At 68.2% G+C, this 21,129-nt stretch carries 26 protein-coding genes; 22 read left to right on the top strand and 4 right to left on the bottom strand.

Annotated elements, in window-relative coordinates:
* The first annotated feature begins 12 nt into the window (after positions 1–12).
* The 13 genes from ACWDTI_RS16980 (at position 13) to dprA (ending at position 10,052) form a co-directional block, all read left to right on the top strand.
* The gene (locus ACWDTI_RS16980) at positions 13–1,095 is read left to right on the top strand and encodes an amidohydrolase family protein (protein ID WP_449739272.1); all 1,083 of its coding nucleotides are present in this window, start codon (positions 13–15) and stop codon (positions 1,093–1,095) included.
* A gap of 499 nt (positions 1,096–1,594) precedes the next feature.
* Positions 1,595–2,068 (top strand): 30S ribosomal protein S16, encoded by a 474-nt coding sequence (gene rpsP, locus ACWDTI_RS16985; protein WP_449739273.1) that lies wholly within the window; start codon positions 1,595–1,597, stop codon positions 2,066–2,068.
* Positions 2,065–2,307, top strand: coding sequence for an RNA-binding protein (locus ACWDTI_RS16990; RefSeq protein WP_449739274.1), 243 nt, complete (start codon positions 2,065–2,067; stop codon positions 2,305–2,307). Before rpsP ends, ACWDTI_RS16990 begins: the two co-directional genes overlap by 4 nt.
* 15 nt (positions 2,308–2,322) lie before the next feature.
* The gene (rimM, locus tag ACWDTI_RS16995; protein ID WP_449739275.1) at positions 2,323–2,838 is read left to right on the top strand and encodes a ribosome maturation factor RimM; all 516 of its coding nucleotides are present in this window, start codon (positions 2,323–2,325) and stop codon (positions 2,836–2,838) included.
* Position 2,839: 1 nt separating this feature from the next.
* Positions 2,840–3,553 (top strand): tRNA (guanosine(37)-N1)-methyltransferase TrmD, encoded by a 714-nt coding sequence (trmD, locus tag ACWDTI_RS17000; RefSeq protein WP_449739276.1) that lies wholly within the window; start codon positions 2,840–2,842, stop codon positions 3,551–3,553.
* A gap of 9 nt (positions 3,554–3,562) precedes the next feature.
* Positions 3,563–4,552, top strand: coding sequence for a hypothetical protein (locus ACWDTI_RS17005; RefSeq protein ID WP_449739277.1), 990 nt, complete (start codon positions 3,563–3,565; stop codon positions 4,550–4,552).
* A 77-nt stretch (positions 4,553–4,629) separates the two neighbouring features.
* Entirely contained in the window at positions 4,630–4,971 is a 342-nt protein-coding gene (gene rplS, locus ACWDTI_RS17010) for a 50S ribosomal protein L19 (RefSeq protein WP_449739278.1), read from the top strand.
* 18 nt (positions 4,972–4,989) lie between these two features.
* Positions 4,990–5,808, top strand: a complete 819-nt coding sequence (lepB, locus tag ACWDTI_RS17015; RefSeq protein WP_449739279.1) for a signal peptidase I — start codon at positions 4,990–4,992, stop codon at positions 5,806–5,808.
* 40 nt (positions 5,809–5,848) lie between these two features.
* Positions 5,849–6,541 (top strand): ribonuclease HII, encoded by a 693-nt coding sequence (locus ACWDTI_RS17020; protein WP_449739378.1) that lies wholly within the window; start codon positions 5,849–5,851, stop codon positions 6,539–6,541.
* A complete protein-coding gene (locus tag ACWDTI_RS17025) occupies positions 6,531–6,842 on the top strand; it encodes a DUF2469 domain-containing protein (RefSeq protein ID WP_449739280.1) in 312 nt (103 codons plus the stop codon). The genes ACWDTI_RS17020 and ACWDTI_RS17025 overlap by 11 nt, the downstream gene beginning before the upstream one ends.
* Before the next feature lie 140 nt (positions 6,843–6,982).
* On the top strand, positions 6,983–7,402 hold the full coding sequence (locus tag ACWDTI_RS17030) for a YraN family protein (protein WP_449739281.1): 420 nt from the start codon (positions 6,983–6,985) through the stop codon (positions 7,400–7,402).
* Positions 7,403–7,404: 2 nt separating this feature from the next.
* Positions 7,405–8,925, top strand: a complete 1,521-nt coding sequence (locus ACWDTI_RS17035; RefSeq protein WP_449739282.1) for a YifB family Mg chelatase-like AAA ATPase — start codon at positions 7,405–7,407, stop codon at positions 8,923–8,925.
* The gene (gene dprA, locus ACWDTI_RS17040; protein ID WP_449739283.1) at positions 8,919–10,052 is read left to right on the top strand and encodes a DNA-processing protein DprA; all 1,134 of its coding nucleotides are present in this window, start codon (positions 8,919–8,921) and stop codon (positions 10,050–10,052) included. The genes ACWDTI_RS17035 and dprA overlap by 7 nt, the downstream gene beginning before the upstream one ends.
* A 427-nt stretch (positions 10,053–10,479) precedes the next feature.
* Here dprA and ACWDTI_RS17045 read toward each other — a convergent pair whose 3' ends face one another.
* Entirely contained in the window at positions 10,480–11,052 is a 573-nt protein-coding gene (locus tag ACWDTI_RS17045) for a TetR/AcrR family transcriptional regulator (protein WP_449739284.1), read from the bottom strand.
* A gap of 134 nt (positions 11,053–11,186) precedes the next feature.
* On the opposite strand from ACWDTI_RS17045, the gene ACWDTI_RS17050 reads away from it, so the two are divergent.
* Together ACWDTI_RS17050 and ACWDTI_RS17055 are read left to right on the top strand one after the other, a co-directional pair.
* Complete coding sequence (locus ACWDTI_RS17050) at positions 11,187–12,098, top strand: siderophore-interacting protein (RefSeq protein ID WP_449739285.1); 912 nt, start codon at positions 11,187–11,189, stop codon at positions 12,096–12,098.
* 69 nt (positions 12,099–12,167) lie between these two features.
* Positions 12,168–13,088, top strand: a complete 921-nt coding sequence (locus ACWDTI_RS17055; protein WP_449739286.1) for a tyrosine recombinase XerC — start codon at positions 12,168–12,170, stop codon at positions 13,086–13,088.
* Here ACWDTI_RS17055 and ACWDTI_RS17060 read toward each other — a convergent pair.
* On the bottom strand, positions 13,036–13,635 hold the full coding sequence (locus ACWDTI_RS17060) for a M23 family metallopeptidase (RefSeq protein WP_449739379.1): 600 nt from the start codon (positions 13,633–13,635) through the stop codon (positions 13,036–13,038). The genes ACWDTI_RS17055 and ACWDTI_RS17060 overlap by 53 nt on opposite strands.
* Positions 13,636–13,893: 258 nt before the next feature.
* On the opposite strand from ACWDTI_RS17060, the gene rpsB reads away from it, so the two are divergent.
* The 5 genes from rpsB (at position 13,894) to ACWDTI_RS17085 (ending at position 18,082) form a co-directional block, all read left to right on the top strand.
* Entirely contained in the window at positions 13,894–14,736 is an 843-nt protein-coding gene (rpsB, locus tag ACWDTI_RS17065; RefSeq protein ID WP_449739287.1) for a 30S ribosomal protein S2, read from the top strand.
* A gap of 103 nt (positions 14,737–14,839) precedes the next feature.
* The gene (tsf, locus tag ACWDTI_RS17070; protein WP_449739288.1) at positions 14,840–15,664 is read left to right on the top strand and encodes a translation elongation factor Ts; all 825 of its coding nucleotides are present in this window, start codon (positions 14,840–14,842) and stop codon (positions 15,662–15,664) included.
* Positions 15,665–15,791: 127 nt separating this feature from the next.
* A complete protein-coding gene (gene pyrH / locus ACWDTI_RS17075) occupies positions 15,792–16,532 on the top strand; it encodes a UMP kinase (RefSeq protein WP_449739289.1) in 741 nt (246 codons plus the stop codon).
* Between the two features lie 78 nt (positions 16,533–16,610).
* Entirely contained in the window at positions 16,611–17,168 is a 558-nt protein-coding gene (frr, locus tag ACWDTI_RS17080) for a ribosome recycling factor (RefSeq protein ID WP_449739290.1), read from the top strand.
* A 35-nt stretch (positions 17,169–17,203) separates the two neighbouring features.
* Positions 17,204–18,082, top strand: a complete 879-nt coding sequence (locus tag ACWDTI_RS17085; RefSeq protein ID WP_449739291.1) for a phosphatidate cytidylyltransferase — start codon at positions 17,204–17,206, stop codon at positions 18,080–18,082.
* Between the two features lie 10 nt (positions 18,083–18,092).
* Here ACWDTI_RS17085 and ACWDTI_RS17090 read toward each other — a convergent pair whose 3' ends face one another.
* Positions 18,093–18,518 (bottom strand): lipopolysaccharide assembly protein LapA domain-containing protein, encoded by a 426-nt coding sequence (locus ACWDTI_RS17090; RefSeq protein WP_449739292.1) that lies wholly within the window; start codon positions 18,516–18,518, stop codon positions 18,093–18,095.
* A 30-nt stretch (positions 18,519–18,548) separates the two neighbouring features.
* On the opposite strand from ACWDTI_RS17090, the gene rlmN reads away from it, so the two are divergent.
* Complete coding sequence (gene rlmN, locus ACWDTI_RS17095; RefSeq protein WP_449739293.1) at positions 18,549–19,655, top strand: 23S rRNA (adenine(2503)-C(2))-methyltransferase RlmN; 1,107 nt, start codon at positions 18,549–18,551, stop codon at positions 19,653–19,655.
* A 96-nt stretch (positions 19,656–19,751) separates the two neighbouring features.
* On the opposite strand, the gene ACWDTI_RS17100 is transcribed toward rlmN, so the two are convergent.
* Entirely contained in the window at positions 19,752–20,015 is a 264-nt protein-coding gene (locus ACWDTI_RS17100; RefSeq protein ID WP_449739294.1) for a DUF2631 domain-containing protein, read from the bottom strand.
* 157 nt (positions 20,016–20,172) lie between these two features.
* On the opposite strand from ACWDTI_RS17100, the gene puuE reads away from it, so the two are divergent.
* Positions 20,173–21,129: an allantoinase PuuE gene (gene puuE / locus ACWDTI_RS17105; RefSeq protein ID WP_449739295.1), complete on the top strand. Its 957-nt coding sequence runs from the start codon at positions 20,173–20,175 to the stop codon at positions 21,127–21,129.

Genomic DNA, 21,129 nt, shown 5'->3' on the forward strand with positions numbered 1-21,129 from the left:
GGCCCGCCCGAGATGGCCGACGGCGACGCACGGCACTACCGGGGACGAGACCCGTTCACCGGCGAACAGCTCGACCTCTGGGTGGTCGGTGACCGGATCAGTCGCGAACCCGTCGCGGGCGCGACGACCGTCGCCGACGACGTCTGGATCATTCCCGGGTTGGTGGACGCCCACAATCACGTCGGCATCGCCCCCGGACTCGGCGTCACCGTCGACCGGGCGCGTGAGTTCGCCCGAGCCGACGCGCGTGCGGGGACCCTGCTGATCCGCGAGGTCGGGTCGCCCCTGGACACCCATCCGCTCGACGACGACCCGACCTGCCCACGATTCGTGCGGTCGGGCAAGCACATCGCCCGACCCAAGCGGTATCTGCGCGACTACGGGATCGACCTGGAGAACCCCGACGACCTCGCCGCCGAGGTCACCCGGCAGGCACGTGCCGGTGATGGCTGGGTGAAGATCGTCGGCGACTGGATCGACCGGGACGTCGGTGATCTGGCCCCGCTGTGGACCCGCACCCAGCTCGACGCGGCCGTCGCGGCCGCACATGCCGAGGGCGCACGGATCACCGCGCACGTCTTCGGGTCCGACGCGCTGGGCGACCTGATCGACGCCGGCGTGGACTGCATCGAACACGGCACCGGACTGAGTCTCGACCAGATGGATCAGCTCGTCGAGCGGTCGATCGCGCTGGTGCCCACGATGATCCAGGTGGAGAACTTCCCGGGCATCGCCGACGGCGCCGAACGGTTCCCGGCCTATGCGTCGAACATGCGCAAGCTCCACCAGAACGCGGCTGGCGTGTTCGCGGCCGCCCGCGAGGCCGGGGTGGCGATGTTCGCCGGAACCGACGCCGGGGGCTTCGTCGAGCACGGCCGCATCGTCGACGAGATCGACGCGCTGGCCGCCCTCGGCTTCGGCGCGGCCGATGCGCTGGCGGCCGCCTCCACCGGTCCGCGCGAGTGGCTCGGCGCCGGACAGCTCGCCGAGGGCGATCGCGCCGACTTCATCGTTCTCGACGCCGACCCGACCGCCGATCTGACCACCCTGCGGCGGCCGCGCGAGATCGTTTGCTCGGGGCTAACGGTCGTTTGACCGACGAAACCGACATAATGCCAGTTCAAACCTGGATTCACACTGGCAAAGATGTGATGTAAACCACTGCCGGGGCTCTGTGACGCTAACTTACTGCATGGTAATGTAGCGGTTGCGTTGCACGGGTCTTGTCGATGAATTCGCGGGGTATCCGTCGCGGCGTCCGATGCAGCGGCCGGGGGAGGGCCGCGCGCGGGCGAGGCGACGCGGGGGGTGAATGTCATCGACCTGGCGCGCCGGCATGTGGTTGCCTTCTGCGGGGTGGGTAACCACATGCCGACCCACCACTGCTGCGATTCGGTGCGCCGGCAGGGCTGATCTGCGGATACCCCGATCACCGATTTCCACTCGCGGTCGCCGATCTGGCAGAATGACACGCTGGTTCGTCGGAGCCGGTTACGTACCGACCGACGGTCACCCCGAAAGAGAACGCAAAACCGGGTCCACCACACCGGGTGGGCCGCTGAATTGCGCAGTGACAACTGAGAAAGAAGTAGACATGTCTGTCAAGATCAAGCTCACGCGGCTCGGCAAGATCCGCAACCCGCAGTACCGCATCGTCGTCGCCGATTCTCGGACCCGCCGCAACGGCCGGGTGATCGAGACCATCGGCAAGTACCACCCGAAGGAAGAGCCGAGCCTGATCGAGGTCGATTCGGACCGCGCTCAGTACTGGCTGGGTGTCGGCGCGCAGCCGACCGAGCCGGTGGCCGCGATCCTCAAGGTCACGGGTGACTGGCAGAAGTTCAAGGGCCTGCCGGGCGCCGAGGGCACCCTGAAGGTCGCCGAGCCCAAGCCGTCCAAGCTCGACCTGTTCAACGCCGCGCTCGCCGCCGCCGACAGCGCGCCGGTCGCCGAGGCCGTCACCCCGAAGAAGAAGGCCGCCAAGAAGGACGACGCCGCCGACGAGGCTCCGGCCGCCGACGCGCCGGCCGCCGAGGCAGCCGAGGGTGACACCAAGGCCGACGCGTGAGCGCAGTCGTCGCCGATGCGGTCGAGCACCTCGTCCGCGGAATCGTCGCCAACCCCGACGACGTCCGGGTGGAACTGATCACCGGTCGTCGCGGGCGCCTCGTCGAGGTCCACGTCAACCCGGAGGACCTCGGCAAGGTCATCGGCCGCAACGGCCGAACCGCGACCGCCCTGCGTACCCTCGTCGCCGGCATCGGCGGTCGTGGGATGCGGGTTGACATCGTCGACACCGACCGCTGAGAAGCATCGACCGCGATGGATCTCGTGGTGGGCCGTGTGGCCAAGTCGCACGGCGTCCGTGGCGAGCTCGTCGTCGATATCCGAACCGACGATCCTGAAGCCCGGTTCGCGCGGGGCACCGTCCTGCGCGGCCGCCTGCCCAAGGGCTCGGGGGAGAAGACGTTCACCGTGACAGCCGCCCGGCAGCATGCCGGGCGGCTGTTGCTGTCCCTGGACGGGGTCGGTGACCGGACGGCGGCAGATGCGTTGCGCGGCACCCTGTTTCTCATCGGCAGCGACGACGTCGACTCCGGCGACGACCCCGACGAGTTCTACGACCACGAACTCGAGGGGCTGCCGGTGACCCACATCGACGGCACGGACGTCGGTGTGCTCGAGTCGGTGTTACACCTGCCGGGTGGTGAGGTCCTCTCGGTGCGCACCCCCGACGGCCGTGAGGTGCTGATCCCGTTCGTTCGGGAGATCGTGCCGACCGTGAGTGGTGACGGCATCGTGATCGACCCGCCCGACGGCCTGCTCGACGAGGGTTGACGTGCGCATCGACATCGTCTCGATCTTCCCCGAGTATCTCGATCCACTCCGAGTTGCGTTGCTGGGCAAGGCCATTGATGCCGGCCGCATCAGCGTCGACGTTCACGACCTCCGGGACTGGACGCACGATGTGCATCGAAGTGTCGACGACTCGCCCTACGGCGGCGGCCCCGGGATGGTCATGAAACCGCAGGTGTGGGGCCCGTGCCTCGACACCGTGTGCCCCGACGACGCGTTGCTCGTGGTGCCGACGCCGGCCGGTGTGCCGTTCACCCAAAGCACTGCCCACCGGTGGAGTGCCGAGCACCATCTGGTCTTCGCGTGCGGCCGGTACGAGGGCATCGACCAGCGGGTGTTCGACGACGCCGCCCGCCGGGTGCGGGTCGAGGAGGTCTCGCTCGGCGACTTCGTGCTCATCGGCGGCGAGGTCGCGACGATGGCGATGATCGAGGCCACCGTGCGGCTGCTGCCCGGGGTGCTCGGCAATCCTCAATCCCACCAAGAGGATTCGTTTCAAGACGGACTCCTCGAAGGTCCCAGCTACACGCGGCCGGTGTCCTGGCGCGGCCTCGACGTCCCCCCGGTGCTGCTCTCCGGAGATCACGCCAAGGTGGCCGCGTGGCGACGTGAACAGTCGCTGGCACGCACCCGCGAACGGCGGCCCGATCTGCTCGACCACCCCGGCGCGGACACCCCCGGCAGCGAAACGCCCTAGGCTGGGCACGTGCACCACTGGCTCTCGCACCGGGCCGCGGATTGGCTCAATCAGGACATCATCGACCGCGGCCGATTGCCCCTGCTGGTGTTCTTCGGTGGTCTGATCATCGGCTTCGTCGGCATCCGGATCAGTGTGCGACTCATCCGCGCCGACGCGCGCTGGTGGTTCTCCAACGTGACCGCCGGCGACACCCACATCCACCACGTCGTGTTCGGCGTCGTGCTCACCCTGCTGTCCGGGCTGGGGCTGATCGTGTTCGGCCTGTCCGACGACCAGGCGATGATGTCGCTGCTGGCCGGGCTGTTCGGCATCGGTGCGGCGCTCATCCTCGACGAGTTCGCGCTGATCTTCTACCTGCGCGACGTCTACTGGTCGCACGAGGGCCGCACATCGGTCGACGCCGTGTTCGTCGCGGTGGCCGCGACCGGGATGATCCTGCTCGGATTCCGCCCGCTCGATCTGTACTTCGACGCGCTGCACGACCTGCAGATCGGACGCACCCACGTCGTCGACGTCGGTGCGGCGGTCCTCAACCTGCTGCTCGCGGCGGTCGTCGTCCTCAAGGGCAAGGTGTGGACCGGGGTCGTGGGGGTGTTCGCCTGGCCGCTGCTCATCGTCGGTGTCCTGCGATTGGCACGGCCCACCTCGCCCTGGGCGCGGTGGCGCTATCTGTCCCGGCCCAAGAAGCTGAACCGGGCGATCGAGCGGGAACGTCGGTGGCGGCGGCCGTTCATCCGGGCGAAGATCTTCGTGCAGGATCTGATCGCCGGCACCCCCGACGTGTTGCCGCATGTGAGGGCCGCGACCGAGGATCGGCTCGACGTGGTGGTGCATCCGGCACCCCCGCCACCGGCGATTTCGCCGCACCGGGGTCTGTCTGGCACAATAGTCGGGTTGCCTGGCGACGATGTCGGACCTGTCATGCCCGACAGATCCGGACGTCATCGCGGGAAACACCCTGACTCGGAGCACGAACCGGTCGAACCTCACATGTGACCACCCGATCACTCGGGGGCCGCGGTGTGGCCGCCAGGTTCCTCTGTTCACGCCACATGCAGATTGGACCGACCACGATGAACACCCTCGACTCTCTCGACCAGCAATCGCTGCGCGACGACATCCCTGAATTCGCCCCCGGTGACACCCTCGACGTCCACGTCAAGGTCATCGAAGGCTCCAAGGAACGCGTCCAGGTGTTCAAGGGCGTCGTGATCCGCCGCCAGGGTGGCGGTGTTCGCGAGACCTTCACCGTGCGCAAGGTGTCCTTCGGTGTCGGCGTGGAGCGTACCTTCCCGGTGCACAGCCCCAACATCGCCAAGATCGACGTCGTCACCCGCGGTGACGTCCGTCGCGCGAAGCTGTACTACCTCCGTGACCTGCGCGGCAAGGCGGCCAAGATCAAGGAAAAGCGCTGACGCGTCTACCCTGACCACGTGGCCGACACACACTCGACGGACAACGAGTCCGACCCGACCGCGGAAGAGCGGCCCTGGCACACCAAGGATGACAAGCCGGAGAAGCGCGGCGGGTCCCTGCTGCGCGAGGCCGTCATCATCATCGGCTGCGTGTTGCTGTTGACCTGGCTGCTGCAGACGTTTGTCGGCCGGCAGTACGTGATCCCGTCGGAATCGATGGAGCAGACATTGCACGGCTGCGCCGGCTGCACCAACGACCGGATCATCATCGACAAGCTGACCTACCGGTTCGGCGAGCCGCATCCCGGCGACGTCGTCGTCTTCAAGGCACCGACCGAGTCGTGGGACGGGGCGTGGCTCTCGCCGCGCTCCGACAACGCCGTCTTCGCCTCCATCCAGGACGGGCTGTCGTGGTTCGGATTCGCGCCGCCCGACGAGAACGACCTGGTCAAGCGGGTGATCGCGACCGGCGGTCAGACCGTCGAATGTCATAACGCCGAAGGCGTCGGCGTCAAGGTCGACGGCAAGCCACTCACCGAGCCGTACATCGACAAAGAGCTGCAAGCACAAGACGTGGCGGCCGGCAACGAACTCGCCGCCGGTCCGGACGGCAAACCGAATGCCTGCTACGGACCCGATTTCGGTCCGGTGAAGGTGCCCGACGGCAACGTCTGGGTGATGGGCGACAACCGTGCCAACTCGGCGGACTCCCGTTTCCACATGGAGGACGAGTACCACGGCACGGTCCCGGTGAGCGACATCCGCGGCAAGGTCCGGTTCATCATCTATCCCTTCTCGCGGATCGGTGGTGTGTCCTCGGACAACCCCCAGACATGAGCCGGCACACATGAGTTCGACAGCTTTCGGCCGGCCGTCGGTGGACCGCTGGCCCCCACGATCACCGGTACGCAAGGCGGCGAGTCTGCGGACCTTCGAGTTCGCGCTGCAGCGCAACGGACTCGGGCCCGTCGCCGGTGTCGACGAGGCCGGTCGCGGGGCGTGTGCCGGACCCCTGGTGGTCGCCGCCTGCGTGCTCAAACCCACCCAGCTCGTCTCGCTCGCCGACCTCGACGACTCCAAGAGGCTCACCGAATCGGTGCGGGAGACGCTGTATGCGGCGGTGACCCGATACGCGCTCAGTTGGAGTGCGGTGGTCATCGACTCCGACGAGATCGACCGGATCGGCATCCACGTCGCGAACATCGAGGGCATGCGCCGCGCGGTCGCCGGCCTCGACGTCACCCCCGGCTATGTACTCTCCGATGGCTTTGCCGTGCCGGGCCTGACCGTGCCATCGCTGCCGGTGATCGGCGGCGACGGGGCGGCCGCGTGTATCGCCGCCGCCAGCATCATCGCCAAGGTCACCCGGGACCGCATCATGGTGGCCATGGACGCCGACCTGCCCGGCTACGATTTCGCGGTTCACAAGGGATACAGCACCGCCGGGCACATGGCCTGCATCGACCGGCACGGCCCGTCCGTTCAACACCGCATGTCCTACCGGAATGTCGCCGCCCGCGTGACCACCGACGGAGAACCCGACCAGATAGGCTTGACCAATGAGTGCTGAGGATCTCGAGAAGTACGAAACCGAGATGGAACTCTCCCTGTACCGCGAGTACAAGGACATCGTCGGCCAGTTCACGTACGTCGTCGAGACCGAACGCCGCTTCTACCTCGCCAATGCGGTGGAGCTGGTGCCCCGCAACACCGACGGCGAGGTCTACTTCGAACTGCGCATGAGCGACGCGTGGGTGTGGGACATGTACCGGCCGGCGCGGTTCGTCAAGCAGGTCCGGGTGATCACGTTCAAGGACGTCAACATCGAAGAACTGGAGAAGCCGGAGTTGCGTCTGCCCGACGAGCCCTGAGCCGGGAGGTGAGGCGCGAGCCGGGCAGTTGGGCGCGATGATCTCCGGAGCAGTTCACATCGCGCGCATCTCCGCTCGCCCTGGGGATAACGCGGTGCTGCCGGACTCGATTCGCGTGCCGTCGGGTGATGCTGCAACCCATGAGCGACAACACGCCTCGGATGAACTCTCGGACACGGCGAACCGGCAGGCAGACCGCCGGCATCGGGCGGCTCGGCGAGGACCTGGCCGCCGCGCACGTCACCGGGCTGGGCTGGCGGGTGCTGGACCGCAATTGGCGCAACCGATACGGCGAACTCGATCTGATCGCGGCCGACGGGTCGACGCTGGTCGTGGTCGAGGTGAAGACCCGCGCGTCGCGGGTGTTCATCGATCCGGTCACCGCGGTCACGCCGCTCAAGCTCGCCCGGATGCGACGTCTGGCGGCTGTGTGGCTGGCCGAGAACGGTCACGGGTGGGAACGGATACGCTTCGATGTGATCTCGATCCAACTCGATCCGCGCGACCCTGAGGACACTGCCGCCGCCGTCGTCCGCCATCATCGCGGCGTCTTCGAGTGACCATGCGGCAGACGGGATTCGGCCGCACCTATTCGGTGGCACTGAATGCGTTCGCCGCCACCGGGATAGAGATCCAGGCCAACGTGGGGCAGGGGTTGCCGGGATTCACCATCCACGGCCACGTCGACGCGTCGTTGCGGGAGGCGAAGGATCGGCTACGGCCGGCGATCACCAACTCCAAGTTCAGCTTTCCCGATCTGAAGGTGACGGTGTCGCTCGCACCCGCGGACGTACCGAAGTCGGGGTCCGCGTTCGATTTGGGCATCGCACTGGCGATCCTGACAGCGACCGAGCAGGTGCCGGCAACTCGCTTGCGGCGCACGGTGTTTCTCGGCGAACTGGGTCTCGATGGCCGGCTGCGGCCGGTGCGTGGGGTGCTGCCGGCGTTGGTGAAGGCGCGTTCGTCAGGGTTCACACACGCGGTGGTGCCGCGGCTCAACGTGGCCGAGGCGACGCTGGTGACCGACCTCGACATCGGGGGAGCGGAGAGCCTCTCGGAGGTGGCGCGCTGGCTCGACGGTGATCACGTGCTCGACACCGTCGGCGGCGACGAGTGCGTACCGCCCCCGGAGATCGCGGACATGGCCGACGTGGTCGGGCAGACCGAGGCCCGGCACGCCCTCGAGATCGCTGCTGCGGGAGCGCATCACGTGCTGATGACGGGGCCGCCCGGCATCGGCAAGACGATGCTCGCGCGGCGGCTGCCGGGCATCCTGCCACCGCTCGGACACGAGGAGTCGCTGGAGGTGACCGCCATCCACTCGATCGCCGGGACACTGCGGCCGGGGCACCCGCTGATCGCGGAGGCACCGTTCATCGCGCCGCACCACAGCACCTCGGTCACCGCGCTGCTCGGTGGTGGCACCGGCATGGCCCGGCCCGGTGCGGTGTCGCGGGCACATCGCGGTGTGCTGTTCCTCGACGAGTGCGCGGAGATGGGCCCCAAGGTGCTCGACTCGCTTCGGCAGCCCCTCGAGGAAGGCGAGGTCCGGGTGTCGCGCCGCGACGGCGTGGCCAGCTATCCGGCCCGGTTTCAGCTGATCATGGCCGCCAACCCGTGCCCCTGCGCCCCGGCCCACGACGTCGACTGCGTGTGTTCGGCGCTCGCCCGCCGCCGCTATCTGGGTAAGCTGTCCGGCCCGCTGATGGATCGGATCGACATCCGGGTGCGCATGGACCCGCCCGGCAACACCGCCCTCATGACCACCGTCGGCGAATCGTCGGAGACCATGCGCACACGGGTGGCCTCGGCACGCGCCACGGCGGCCGATCGCTGGCGTGAACACGGCTGGCTCACCAATGCCGAGGTGCCGGGTTCGGCGCTGCGTCAACGGTTTCGGCTACCGCCGGCGACGCTGCGACCCATCGAGTTGTTCCTGCGCGACGGCCGGGTGACCGCACGCGGCGCGGACCGGGCCATCCGCCTCGCCTGGACGCTGTCCGACCTGAAGGGTGCCACCGCGCCCACCGAATCCGACGTCGCCGAAGCCCTGCTCTATCGCGACCGGGGTGCCGCATGGTGACGTCCGGCGACGATGCGACGCGGCGGGCGTGGGCGTACCTGACCGCGGTGTCCGAATCGCCCTGTGCCGCAGTCGAATCTCTTTGTGATGACGTGGGTCCGGTCGCGGCCGCGGCAGCGATCCGGGCGCGGTCGGTGCCGGCCGGACACGAGGCGGCACTCGAGGTCACCGCGGCGCGCGCGGCCACCGACACCTCGGCCCGCGACCTAGACACCGCCGATCGGATCGGCGCCCGACTGGTCACCCGCGACGACGCCGAGTGGCCGGGCTGGTCGCTGCTGGCGCTGAGTCAGGCCGACACCGCGGTCCGCGGCGGTGAACCGCTGGCACTCTGGGTGCGCGGGCCGGGGCGACTCGACGAGATGGCCGCGACCGGGATCGCGCTGATCGGATCGCGGGCGGCGTCGTCATACGGCGATCACGTCACCGGCACGCTGGCCTCGGGCCTGGCGACCGAGGGCCGCGCGGTGATCTCCGGAGGCGCCTACGGCATCGACGGCGCGGCGCATCGCGCCGCCTTGGCGTCGGGTGGGCCGACGATGGCTGTGATGGCGTGCGGAATCGACCGCGACTACCCGGCCGGGCACGCCCGGTTGCTCGCCGAGATCGCCGAGGTCGGGCTCGTCGTGTCCGAATATCCGCCGGGCACCACCGCCGCGAAGCATCGGTTCCTCACCCGTAATCGGCTGGTCGCCGCGATGTCGACGGCCGTCGTTGTGGTCGAGGCGGGGCGGCGCTCCGGCGCGGCGAACACCGCGGCGTGGGCCCATAAGCTCGGTCGACCGCTCGGCGCGGTACCGGGTCCGGTCACCTCGGCGACCTCGGTCGGCTGCCACCGGCTGATCGCCGACGACCTCGCCGCGCTCGTCACCGACGTGCCCTCGGTGCTGGCCCTGGCCACTCCTGATGCCGCGCTCGATACCGCGCGGGGCGCATCGCGGCGGACAGATGCGCTCTCCGACGACGAGAAACGCGTGCACGACGCGATCCCGGGCCGGGGAGCGGTCACCATCGAGGAGGTCGCCTTCGCGGCCGGACTCGACATCTCGGTCGTGCGGACCGCGCTGGCCCGGATGGACGTGGCGGGGCTGGTGACGCAGGTCGACGGGCGGTGGCGGCTGGCGTGACGTTGCGGATAGCGATGCCGCGCGCGAAGCGCTGTCTGAGGAGTCGTTTTCCCGCAGATCGAGTGACGCTCCGAGCGAAGCGAGGTAGTTGCATCGAGATCAACTGTCGGCCAAGGGAAGTGGGTCTCGATGCGCCTCCTCGCTGGCGCTCGTCGGCTTACTCGACCAGCGAAAGATGCGCCTCCTCGCTGGCGCTCGTCGGCTTACTCGACCAGCGAACGTCGCGCCTCCTCGCTGGCGCTCGTCGGCTTACTCGACCAGCGAAGGATGCGCCTCCTCGCTGGCGCTCGTCGGCTTACTCGACCAGTGAAGGATGCGCCTCCTCGCTGGCGCTCGTCGGCTTGCTCGACCAGCGAAAGAGGTTGTGCGACAACGAGTATGAGTGCTTGGCAGATGTACTCGACGAGCGAAGAAAGGTGCGCGACGCTCAGATGCGGGTCAGTAATTCGATCAGGATGCGCTTGTCGTCGTCGGTGGCGATGTCGAAGGCCTTGCCGCCGGCCATGTACCCGATGCCGACGTACACAAGGGTGGTGGCCCGCGCGTGCGCGTCGACCTCGCCGAAGCCGAGTTCCATGAAGGCCTTGTGCGCCACGTCGAACACGGTGTTGTCGAGCGCGATCACCGACCGGGCCAGCGCTGCGTCGGTTTCGGCCCACGCACGCACCGCCGTCTCCACCGAGCGCCGCCGGGTGTCGCTCACCAGGTCGCCCATCGCGCGGATGCGCTCGACAGGTGGCAACGCCCCGAGTCCGGCGAGGGTGCGCATCGCGTCGGCCTGCACCGAGCGACAATGGTCGGCCAGCGTCGACATCAGAGCGCCGATGTCGGTGAAATGCCAGTAGAAGCTGCCCTTGGTGACGCCCAGCAATTCACACAACCGGGAGATCTTGACCGCTCCCACACCCTCGCTGATGAGCAGGCGCATCGCCGCCTCGAGCCAGTCGTCGACCGACAGTCGAGACGCTCGTCGCGAGGGCGATGGCTCCGTCATGGTCATGCCGAACCTCTCGAGGAGTGGAAAAATTTTGCGATCGGAAATCCCAGATTACGTGACGTGAGCGGCAAATCGCCCGACTCGGTAACTTAGGTTTACCTAACGCGGCGTACGCTGTTGATCGAGAGGAGGGCTCCATGGCCAAAGGAATAAACACATTGACGGTGGTGCGGCGCGAACAGCTCAGCCCGCACTTCGTCCGTCTCTATCTCGGTGGCACCGGATTCGACGACTTCATGACCGCGGTGGGCGAGCAGCCGTGGGACACGGACATGTACATCAAGCTGCTGTTCGCGCCGGAAGGGGTGACCATCCCGGACGAGTTCGACCGGCGCATGCTGCGTACCCTGCCGCCCGAGCAGCAACCTGTCCTGCGCACCTACACGGTCCGCAAGATCGACACCGAGAACCGTGAGGTGCTCGTCGACTTCGTCGTGCACGGAGACGAGGGGATCGCCGGTCCGTGGGCGGCCACGGTGGAACCGGGAACCGACGTCCGGTTCCTGGGGCCGGGCAGTGGCTATCGTCCCAAGGTCGACGCACCCTGGCATCTCGTCGCCGGTGACGAGGCCGGCCTCCCGGCCGTCGCGGCCGCGGTCGAGGCGCTCCCGGCGGGCGCGATCGGCAAGGTGTTCGTCGAGGTCGCCGGCCCCGACGACGAGATCGCCTTCACCGCGCCCGAGGGCGTCACGGTCACCTGGATTCATCGCGGCGGCGGTGCCGGCGAGGTCGGCGACGACGTCGCGGGCGACAACGCGCCGCTGATCGCGGCAGTGCGGGGCGCCGAGTGGCTCGACGGTGAACCCCACGTGTTCATCCACGGAGAGGCGCAGGCCGTCATGCACAACCTGCGTGCCTACATCCGCAAGGAACGCGGGGTGAGCGCCGGCAACGCATCCATCTCCGGGTATTGGCGACGCGGACGGACCGAGGAAGGCTTCCGCGAGTGGAAGGCCGACCTCGCGGCCACCGAGTCCGGCGCGGACGGACAGGGTGGCGGTCCGGCGCAGAACGTGCGGCGCGGCGTCGAGTCGGTCGCCGGCCGCTGACGGCACGATCCGGCAACGGTCCCGCGCGCCCGGTTGCGGGTCCGGGGGCCGGCCGGTTTCGTCAACCCCATGACGACGCACTCCGACGGTGACGGGTCGTCCGGGGGTCTCCTGGACGACTTCACCGCCTACCTCCGCTACGAGAAGGGCCACAGCGAGCACACCGTGCGCGCCTACGTCGGTGATGTGCGCGGACTGATCGCGTATGCGGGAGCGCGCGGCGTCGCGATCGGCGACATCGACCTGACCCTGTTGCGGTCCTGGCTGGCCGACCACACGCGTCGTGGTGCGGCCCGCACATCGATCGCCCGTCAGGTCTCGTCGGCGAAGACGTTCTGCGCCTGGGCCGCCCGCGAGGGCGTGTTCGGTGCCGACCCGTCGACCCGGCTGCAGGCACCGAAGGCGCACCGCACCCTGCCGGCCGTGCTGGCACCCGCGCAGGCGGCCGCCGCGGCCGGCTCGATCCCGACGGACGCGGACGACGACCCGATCGCCATGCGTGACCGGCTCATCGTGGAGTTGTTGTACGCCAGTGGAATTCGCGTCGGAGAGTTGTGCGGCCTCGACATCGGCGACGTCGACGGCGCCCGGCGCGTGCTCCGCGTCGTCGGCAAGGGAAACAAACAACGCACCGTGCCGTACGGGGAACCGGCGGCACGGGCGATCGACCGGTGGCTGCGCACCGGGCGCCCCGCCCTCGCCGGCGCGCGTTCGGCCGATGCCCTGTTGCTCGGTGCGCGCGGTGGCCGGCTCGATCAGCGGATGGCCCGCACGGTCGTGCATCGGGCGGTGCAGGCGGCGGGCGGGCCGGACATGGGCCCGCACGGCCTGCGGCACAGTGCCGCCACCCATCTGCTCGAGGGCGGCGCCGACCTGCGCGTGGTGCAGGAACTCCTCGGTCACTCCTCGCTCGCGACGACTCAGATCTACACGCACGTCAGTGTGGAGCGCCTGCGGGCGGTGCACCGGCAGGCGCATCCACGCGCCTGAGCGCCGCGTCGGCGCTCGCACCGTCGAGCGGCTTCAGCCGCACCCGCACCGCCCCGAGCAAGGCACGCGGATCGAGGTAGACCGCATCGTGGCCACGCCCGCGGCGCGCACCCCAATGCAGACACGCGGCAACCGGACACCCCGGATGGCCGGCCATCACCACCCCGATCACCTCGCCGCGCCGCACCTCCTGACCGCGGCCCACCGAGCCGTGAACCGGTTCGTAGGTGGTGATCAGGTCGTCGGCGTGCCGGATCGACACCAGCGGGCGCCCGGCGACCTCCCCGACGAACTGCACCGTTCCGTCGCCCGCCGATCGCACCGAGGCGCCCGCGGAGCTGCCGAGGTCGACGCCTCGATGGCCCGGTTGCCAACGCTGTTCCGGCACGTCGAAGCCCCGGAGCACCGACACCGGCGGAGCCAACGGCCAGCCGAATCGGGTGGGTTGCGCCGCGGCGATAGCGGGCAGCGCCCACAGCAGGGCGAACACGACGACGATCTCGACGAGGCCATAGAGTGGGCGCAGCTGTCGCGGGGTCACATAGATGAGACGCAGCGCAGCCCCGTCCGGCTCCCGCGCGTTTTGGTTTTCCACCGCTGACCGGCGTAAACTCGCTCACGCACCTCATCGGTTCCGATGGGGTGACTTCGCGCGCCCGTCACGCGACCCGCAACCACCACGTGGAGCGGTGTCCGACAACCCGCGGTGGGCGGTCCCGGAAACCCGGGTCCACCGCGGTACGAGCGCCAGGATCGGCACCAACCCGGTGTCGATGTCAACTGCACACAAAGGATAGAGACACTCATGGCAGTCGTGACCATGAAGCAGCTGCTCGACAGCGGCGCACACTTCGGGCATCAGACCCGCCGGTGGAACCCGAAGATGAAGCGATTCATCTTCACCGACCGCAACGGCATCTACATCATCGACCTGCAGCAGACGCTGACCTACATCGACAAGGCGTACGAGTTCGTCAAGGAGACCGTCGCCCACGGCGGCACCATCCTGTTCGTCGGCACCAAGAAGCAGGCCCAAGAGTCCATCGCCGCCGAGGCCACTCGCGTCGGCATGCCGTACGTCAACCAGCGTTGGCTCGGTGGCATGCTCACCAACTTCTCGACCGTCCACAAGCGCCTGCAGCGCCTGAAGGAACTCGAGACCATGGAGCAGACCGGTGGTTTCGAGGGTCGCACCAAGAAGGAAATCCTCATGCTCACGCGTGAGAAGAACAAGCTCGAGCGCACCCTCGGCGGTATCCGCGACATGGCCAAGGTTCCGTCGGCCGTGTGGGTCGTCGACACCAACAAGGAGCACATCGCCGTCGGTGAGGCCCGCAAGCTGAACATCCCGGTGATCGCCATCCTCGACACCAACTGCGATCCCGACCTCGTCGACTACCCGATCCCGGGCAACGACGACGCCATCCGCAGCGCCGCCCTGCTGACCCGCGTGGTCGCCTCGGCCGTCGCCGAAGGCGTGCAGGCCCGCGCCGGACAGTCCGCCGACGACTCCAAGCCGGAGGCCGGCGGCGGCGAGCCGCTCGCCGAGTGGGAGCAGGAACTGCTCACCCAGGCCGCCTCGGGCACCGAGGTCGCCGCGGCTGCCGGTGCGGCCACCGAGGCCCCGGCCGCCGGCACCGAGCAGTAATTCGGTCGCGATTGCGAGGCCGGCGCGTCACCCTGGTGTGACGACGCCGGCCTCGTACCGCCGAACACTCATCAGACAACTCTTCTAAGGAGGCTCGCCAACGATGGCGAACTACACCGCAGCCGATGTGAAGAAGCTCCGCGAGCTCACCGGTTCAGGAATGATGGACTGCAAGAAGGCGCTGGAGAACAACGACGGCGACTTCGACAAGGCCGTCGAGGAACTGCGCATCAAGGGCGCGAAGGACGTCGGCAAGCGTGCCGAGCGGTCCACCGCCGAAGGCCTCGTGGCCGCCAAGGACGGCGTCATGGTCGAGCTCAACTCGGAGACCGACTTCGTCGCCAAGAACGCCGAGTTCCAGGAACTCGCCGATCAGGTCCTGACCGCCGCCGGGTCCGCCAAGACCGACGACGTCGAGGTCCTCAAGGCAGCCGCACTGGGCTCGGGCACCGTCGCCGACGCCGTGCAGGCGCTCTCGGCCAAGATCGGGGAGAAGCTCGAACTGCGTCGCGTCGCCAGCTACGACGGCCCCGTCGCCGTCTACCTGCACAAGCGTGCGTCGGATCTGCCGCCGGCCGTCGGTGTGCTCGTGTCCTACACGGGTGAGGGTGAGGCCGCCGCCGAGGCTGCTCGCGGTGCCGCCATGCAGGTCGCCGCGCTCAAGGCGCGCTACGCCACCCGCGACGAGGTTCCGGCCGACATCGTGGAGAACGAGCGTCGTATCGCCGAGGAGACCGCAAAGGCCGAGGGCAAGCCCGAGCAGGCGCTGCCCAAGATCGTCGAAGGCCGCGTCAACGGTTTCTACAAGGATGTCGTGCTGCTCGACCAGCCGTCGGTGCAGGACTCCAAGAAGACCGTCAAGGCGCTGCTCGACGAGGCCGGTGTCACCGTCCACGGATTCACCCGCTTCGAGGTCGGCCAGTCCTGACCTGACAGACGTCTCAACGTCGACGACCCCGTGTCACCGCAAGGGTGGCGCGGGGTCGTTTGTCGTTGGCACTAGGATGGTCCCGGATGTTCGTCGTGAACTCCGACGCCGTACCAGTGAGGACTTGATGAGCGAATCTGCCGACCCCCAACAGCCCGAGCGCCACGGTTATCATCGCGTTCTTCTCAAGCTCGGCGGCGAGATGTTCGGCGGCGGCGAGGTCGGCCTCGATCCGGACGTGGTCGGTACGGTCGCCGATCAGATCGCCGAGGTGGTCGCGTCGGGAGTGCAGGTCGCGGTGGTCATCGGCGGCGGCAACTTCTTCCGCGGTGCCGAACTGCAGCAGCGGGGCCTCGACCGGTCGCGCTCGGACTACATGGGCATGCTCGGCACGGTGATGAATTGCCTGGCGCTGCAGGACTTCCTGGAGAAGCGCGGCGTCAGCACCCGGGTGCAGACCGCGATCACGATGGGACAGGTCGCCGAGCCGTACATCCCGCTGCGTGCGCAACGACACCTGGAGAAGGGCCGCGTGGTGATCTTCGGCGCGGGCATGGGCATGCCGTACTTCTCCACCGACACCACCGCCGCGCAGCGTGCCCTGGAGATCGGCGCGGAGGTCGTGCTGATGGCCAAGGCCGTCGACGGGGTGTACGACGCCGACCCACGGGTGGTGCCCGACGCCTCCATGTTCACCGAGATCACCCACCGCGAAGTGCTCGAGAAAGAACTCAAGGTTGCCGACGCGACCGCGTTCAGCCTGTGTATGGACAACAAGATGCCGATCCTGGTGTTCAATTTGCTGGTGGAGGGCAACATCGCCCGCGCGGTCGCCGGTGAACGGATCGGCACGCTGGTGGCGACCTAGCCATCGCACGTTCGGCCACCGCACCGCGACCCCGCTGACTGAGGCGGAACCGCCTCACCGAGTAGAAGTAGGACGACGATGATCGACGAAGCGCTTCTGGACGCCGAAGAGAAGATGGAAAAGGCGGTCAGTGTCGCCAAGGACGACATGGGTTCCATCCGCACCGGCCGCGCGAACCCGGCGATGTTCAACAAGGTCAACATCGACTACTACGGCGCGATGACCCCGATCACCCAGGTCGCCAGCATCAACACGCCGGAGGCCCGCCTCGTCGTGATCAAGCCGTACGAGGCCTCCACGCTGCGTGACATCGAGACCGCGATCCGCAACTCCGATCTCGGCGTCAACCCCACCAACGACGGCACCATCATCCGGGTCGCCATCCCGCAGCTCACCGAGGACCGTCGTCGCGACCTGGTGAAGCAGGCGAAGGGCAAGGGCGAGGACGCCAAGGTGGCCATCCGCAACGTCCGACGCAAGGCCGCCGACGAGCTCAAGCGCATCCAGAAGGACGGCGAGGCCGGCGAGGACGAGGTGACCCGCGCCGAGAAGGAACTGGACAAGACCACGCACGAATACGTCGCGCAGGTCGACGAACTCGTCAAGCACAAAGAGAACGAATTGCTCGAAGTGTGAGCGCGGAGGAACCCGGGACGTCTATACCGGAACCGATGGTCACCGAATCGTCCGCGTCGCCCTCCGACGGGCCCGGCGGCCCACCCGAGAAGAAGAAGTCCCGGGCGGGCCGCGATCTTCCCGCCGCCATCGGCGTCGGGCTCACGCTCGGCATCGGCATCATCCTGACGCTCGTGTTCGCGCCGAAGGTCTGGTACGGCATCGTTGCGGTCGCATTCGCCATCGCCACCTGGGAGGTCACCAAGCGGCTGCGCGGCGGTGGCTATCAGGTGGCGCTGTGGCCGCTGCTGATCGGCGGGCAGGCGGTCATCTGGGCGGGCTGGCCCTGGGGTCAGACCGGCGTGCTGACCGCATTCGTCGGAACCGTACTGGTGCTGATGGTGTGGATGCTGCTGGAGCAGGGCATCAACCACGCACCGCAGAACTACCTGCGCAACCTCGCGGCCAGCGTGTTCGTGCTGGCCTGGCTGCCGCTGCTCGCCTCCTTCGGCGCCTACATGGTGGTGCAGGACCACGGCGCCCAGCGGGTGGCCACCCTGATGGTCGTCGTGGTGTGCTCGGACGTCGGCGGATACGCCGCCGGGGTGCTGTTCGGCAAGCACCCGATGGCACCCGCGATCAGTCCGAAGAAATCCTGGGAGGGCCTGGCGGGGTCGTTCGTCGTCGGCACCGCCGGCGCAGTCGGTTCGGTGGTCTTCATGCTGGACAGCGCCTGGTGGGTCGGCATCGTCCTCGGCCCGGTCCTGGTCGTGTGTGCCACCCTGGGCGACCTGGTGGAATCCCAGGTCAAGAGGGATCTCGGCATCAAGGACATGGGCACGTTGCTCCCCGGCCACGGTGGCATCATGGACCGCCTGGACTCGCTGCTGCCGTCGGCGTTCATCGTGTGGGCGGTGCTGACCGCCCTGCTGTAGCGCTCGGCCGCTACTTCTTGGCCTTCTTGAGCGCCCGGTTCATCTGGAACATGCGCAGGCCGCCGACGAGTGCCACGATGAGCGCGCCGGCCAGTGCCGCGATCAGCAGACTCACGCCGAGGGGGAGGTTGACCTCCCATGCGAACAGGGTGATCTGCTGCGAGTCCAGGTTCTGCAAGATGAAGATCAACAGCAGGATCGTGATCACCGCGCCGATCACCAGACCGATGAATGTCGCCCGTGTCCGGGTGTGCTCGACCTTCTTCACCTTCTTGCGCAGCGCGGCTCGTTCGTCGAGCAGCGCCTGACGCTCGACTTCGGCCTCCGACGGCTCGGTGGCGATGTCGGCGTCAGCGGTGGTGTCGGGTGTGGCAGACGGCACAGGACCGGGATCCGGTGCCTCGACGGGCGGCTGCTGAGGATCGGGCGTCGTCATGCACCCATCATGACATGCGACAATGGCACCATGCCGTCACTGCCGCTCGTGTTCGACGCGCCCAAGCGCGGGCGCCCGCCGACCCACTTCGCCGACCTCGACTCCGAGGGGCGGATCGCGGCGCTGGCTGACCTGGGGCTGCCGAAGTTCCGCGCCAACCAGCTCGCCCGGCAGTACTACGGACGCCTCAACGGTGACGTCGAGGAGATGACCGACCTGCCGTCGTCGGCGCGGGACGCGGTCGGGGAGAAGCTGTTCCCCCCGCTGCTGACGCCGGTGCGCCATATCTCCTGCGACGCCGGGGACACCCGGAAGACGCTGTGGCGGCTCCACGACGGCACCCTGCTGGAGAGCGTCCTGATGCGCTATCCCGACCGGAACACGCTCTGTATCTCCAGTCAGGCGGGTTGCGGCATGGCCTGCCCGTTCTGCGCGACCGGTCAGGGCGGACTCGACCGCAACCTGTCGACCGCCGAGATCGTCGATCAGGTGCGGTCGGCCGCCCGCGCGCTGCGCGACGGCGAGTTCGGCGAGCCGGGCCGGTTGTCGAATGTCGTGTTCATGGGGATGGGTGAACCGCTGGCCAACTACAAACGCGTGGTCAGCGCGGTCCGGCAGATCACCTCGCCGGCACCCGAGGGACTCGGCATCTCGGCACGCTCGGTGACCGTGTCGACGGTGGGTCTCGCACCCTCGATCCGACGGCTGGCCGACGAGGGACTTTCGGTCACGCTCGCGGTGTCGCTGCACACCCCCGACGACGAACTCCGCGACACCCTGGTGCCGGTGAACAACCGCTGGTCGGTCACCGAGGTGCTCGAGGCCGCGCGCTACTACGCCGACACCACGGGCCGGCGGGTCTCGATCGAATACGCCCTGATCCGAGACGTCAACGATCAGCCGTGGCGTGCCGACCTGCTCGGCCAGAAGCTGCACAAGGCACTGGGATCGCTGGTGCACGTCAACCTGATCCCGCTGAACCCGACCCCCGGATCGGAATGGGACGCCAGTCCTAAACCGGTGGAGCGGGAGTTCGTCCGCCGGGTGCGCGAGCAAGGGGTCTCCTGCACGGTCCGCGACACGCGCGGGCAGGAGATCGCGGCGGCCTGCGGTCAGTTGGCCGCCGAGGAACGCTGAGGCGGCTCGACAGCGGCGGCAACCGGCGCGTGCTGGCCGTGGTGGAGTATCTGCGCCGCCGTGATCAGTGACGCGGGTGGCTGAGCTACTGCCGCGCTACTTCCGCCAGGCGCCCTTCGGCCCGAACGAGGCCTTGATCAGGAAGTAGGCGAGCACCAGCGCGGTGGCGATGAGCCAGATGTCCTCGACGTGACCGCGGTGGTTACCGATCATCATGAGCAGCAGGAAGGCGACGAAGAACCAGCCGGCGATCAGGAAGCTCTTGCGGGCCTGGCCGTGCCAGCCGAAACGTGCGGACGGAGCGTCGGCGGGCTCGCGCACCCAACCGGTGTCAACGGGCTCAACCTCGGTGCTTGCCACGGTGGCTCCTCACTGTCGTACGCAGACGCGGAGGCCAGAAGTCTGACGTCCGGTAGTAGTTCTCGATCAGCATAGCGGTAGAGGACAGCGTCCGATGCGGTGACCGCGCCGGTCGCCATACTGCGCCGAATCGGGTCGGCGATGACAGAATGCGCGCATGTCCGAGAGCGCACATCGCACGCTGGCCGACTATCGAGCAGAGAACTACCCCCGCGACATGATCGGGTACGGAGCGTCGCCGCCCGACCCTCACTGGCCGGGCGGGGCGAGGATCGCGCTGCAGTTCGTCCTCAACTACGAGGAGGGGTCGGAGAACAACGTCCTCGAAAACGACCGTGGCAGTGAGACTTTCCTGTCCGAGATGATCGGCGCTCAGTCGTTCCCGAACCGGCACATGAGCATGGAGTCGCTCTACGAGTACGGCTCGCGCGCCGGCGTGTGGCGGATTCTGCGCACCTTCTCCGAGCGTGGTCTGCCGCTCACGATCTTCGCCGTCGCCCAGGCGATGGCCCGCAATCCGGAGGTCGTCGCCGCATTCGCCGAGCGGGGCGACGAGATCGCCTGCCACGGCTACCGCTGGCTCAGTTATCAGATGGTCGACGAGCACGTCGAACGTGAGCACATGCGGGCCGCGATCGCGCTGCTCACCGAGATCACCGGCGAACGACCGCTGGGGTGGTACACCGGCCGCGACTCACCGAACACCCGGCGGCTCGTCGTCGAGCAGGGCGGGTTCGTCTACGACTCCGACAGTTACGCCGACGATCTGCCGTACTGGGTGCAGGTCCCGCTCGGCGGCGAGACGGTCGATCACCTCGTCGTGCCGTACACGATGGACACCAACGACATGCGGTTCGCCTCGCCCGGCGGCTTCGGTTCGGGCGAGCAGTTCTACGCCCAACTGCGGGACGCGTTCGACGTGCTCTACGCGGAAGGGGTGGCCGGCGCACCCAAGATGCTGTCGGTCGGGTTGCACTGCCGCGTCGTCGGCCGGCCGTCGCGCCTCGCCGCGCTGCAACGCTTCCTCGATCACGTGCAGGCCCACGACGACGTGTGGATCGCCCGCCGGATCGACATCGCCGAACACTGGCGCAAGGTGTACCCGCCACAATAG

This window comes from Gordonia sp. NPDC003424 (assembly GCF_053588655.1).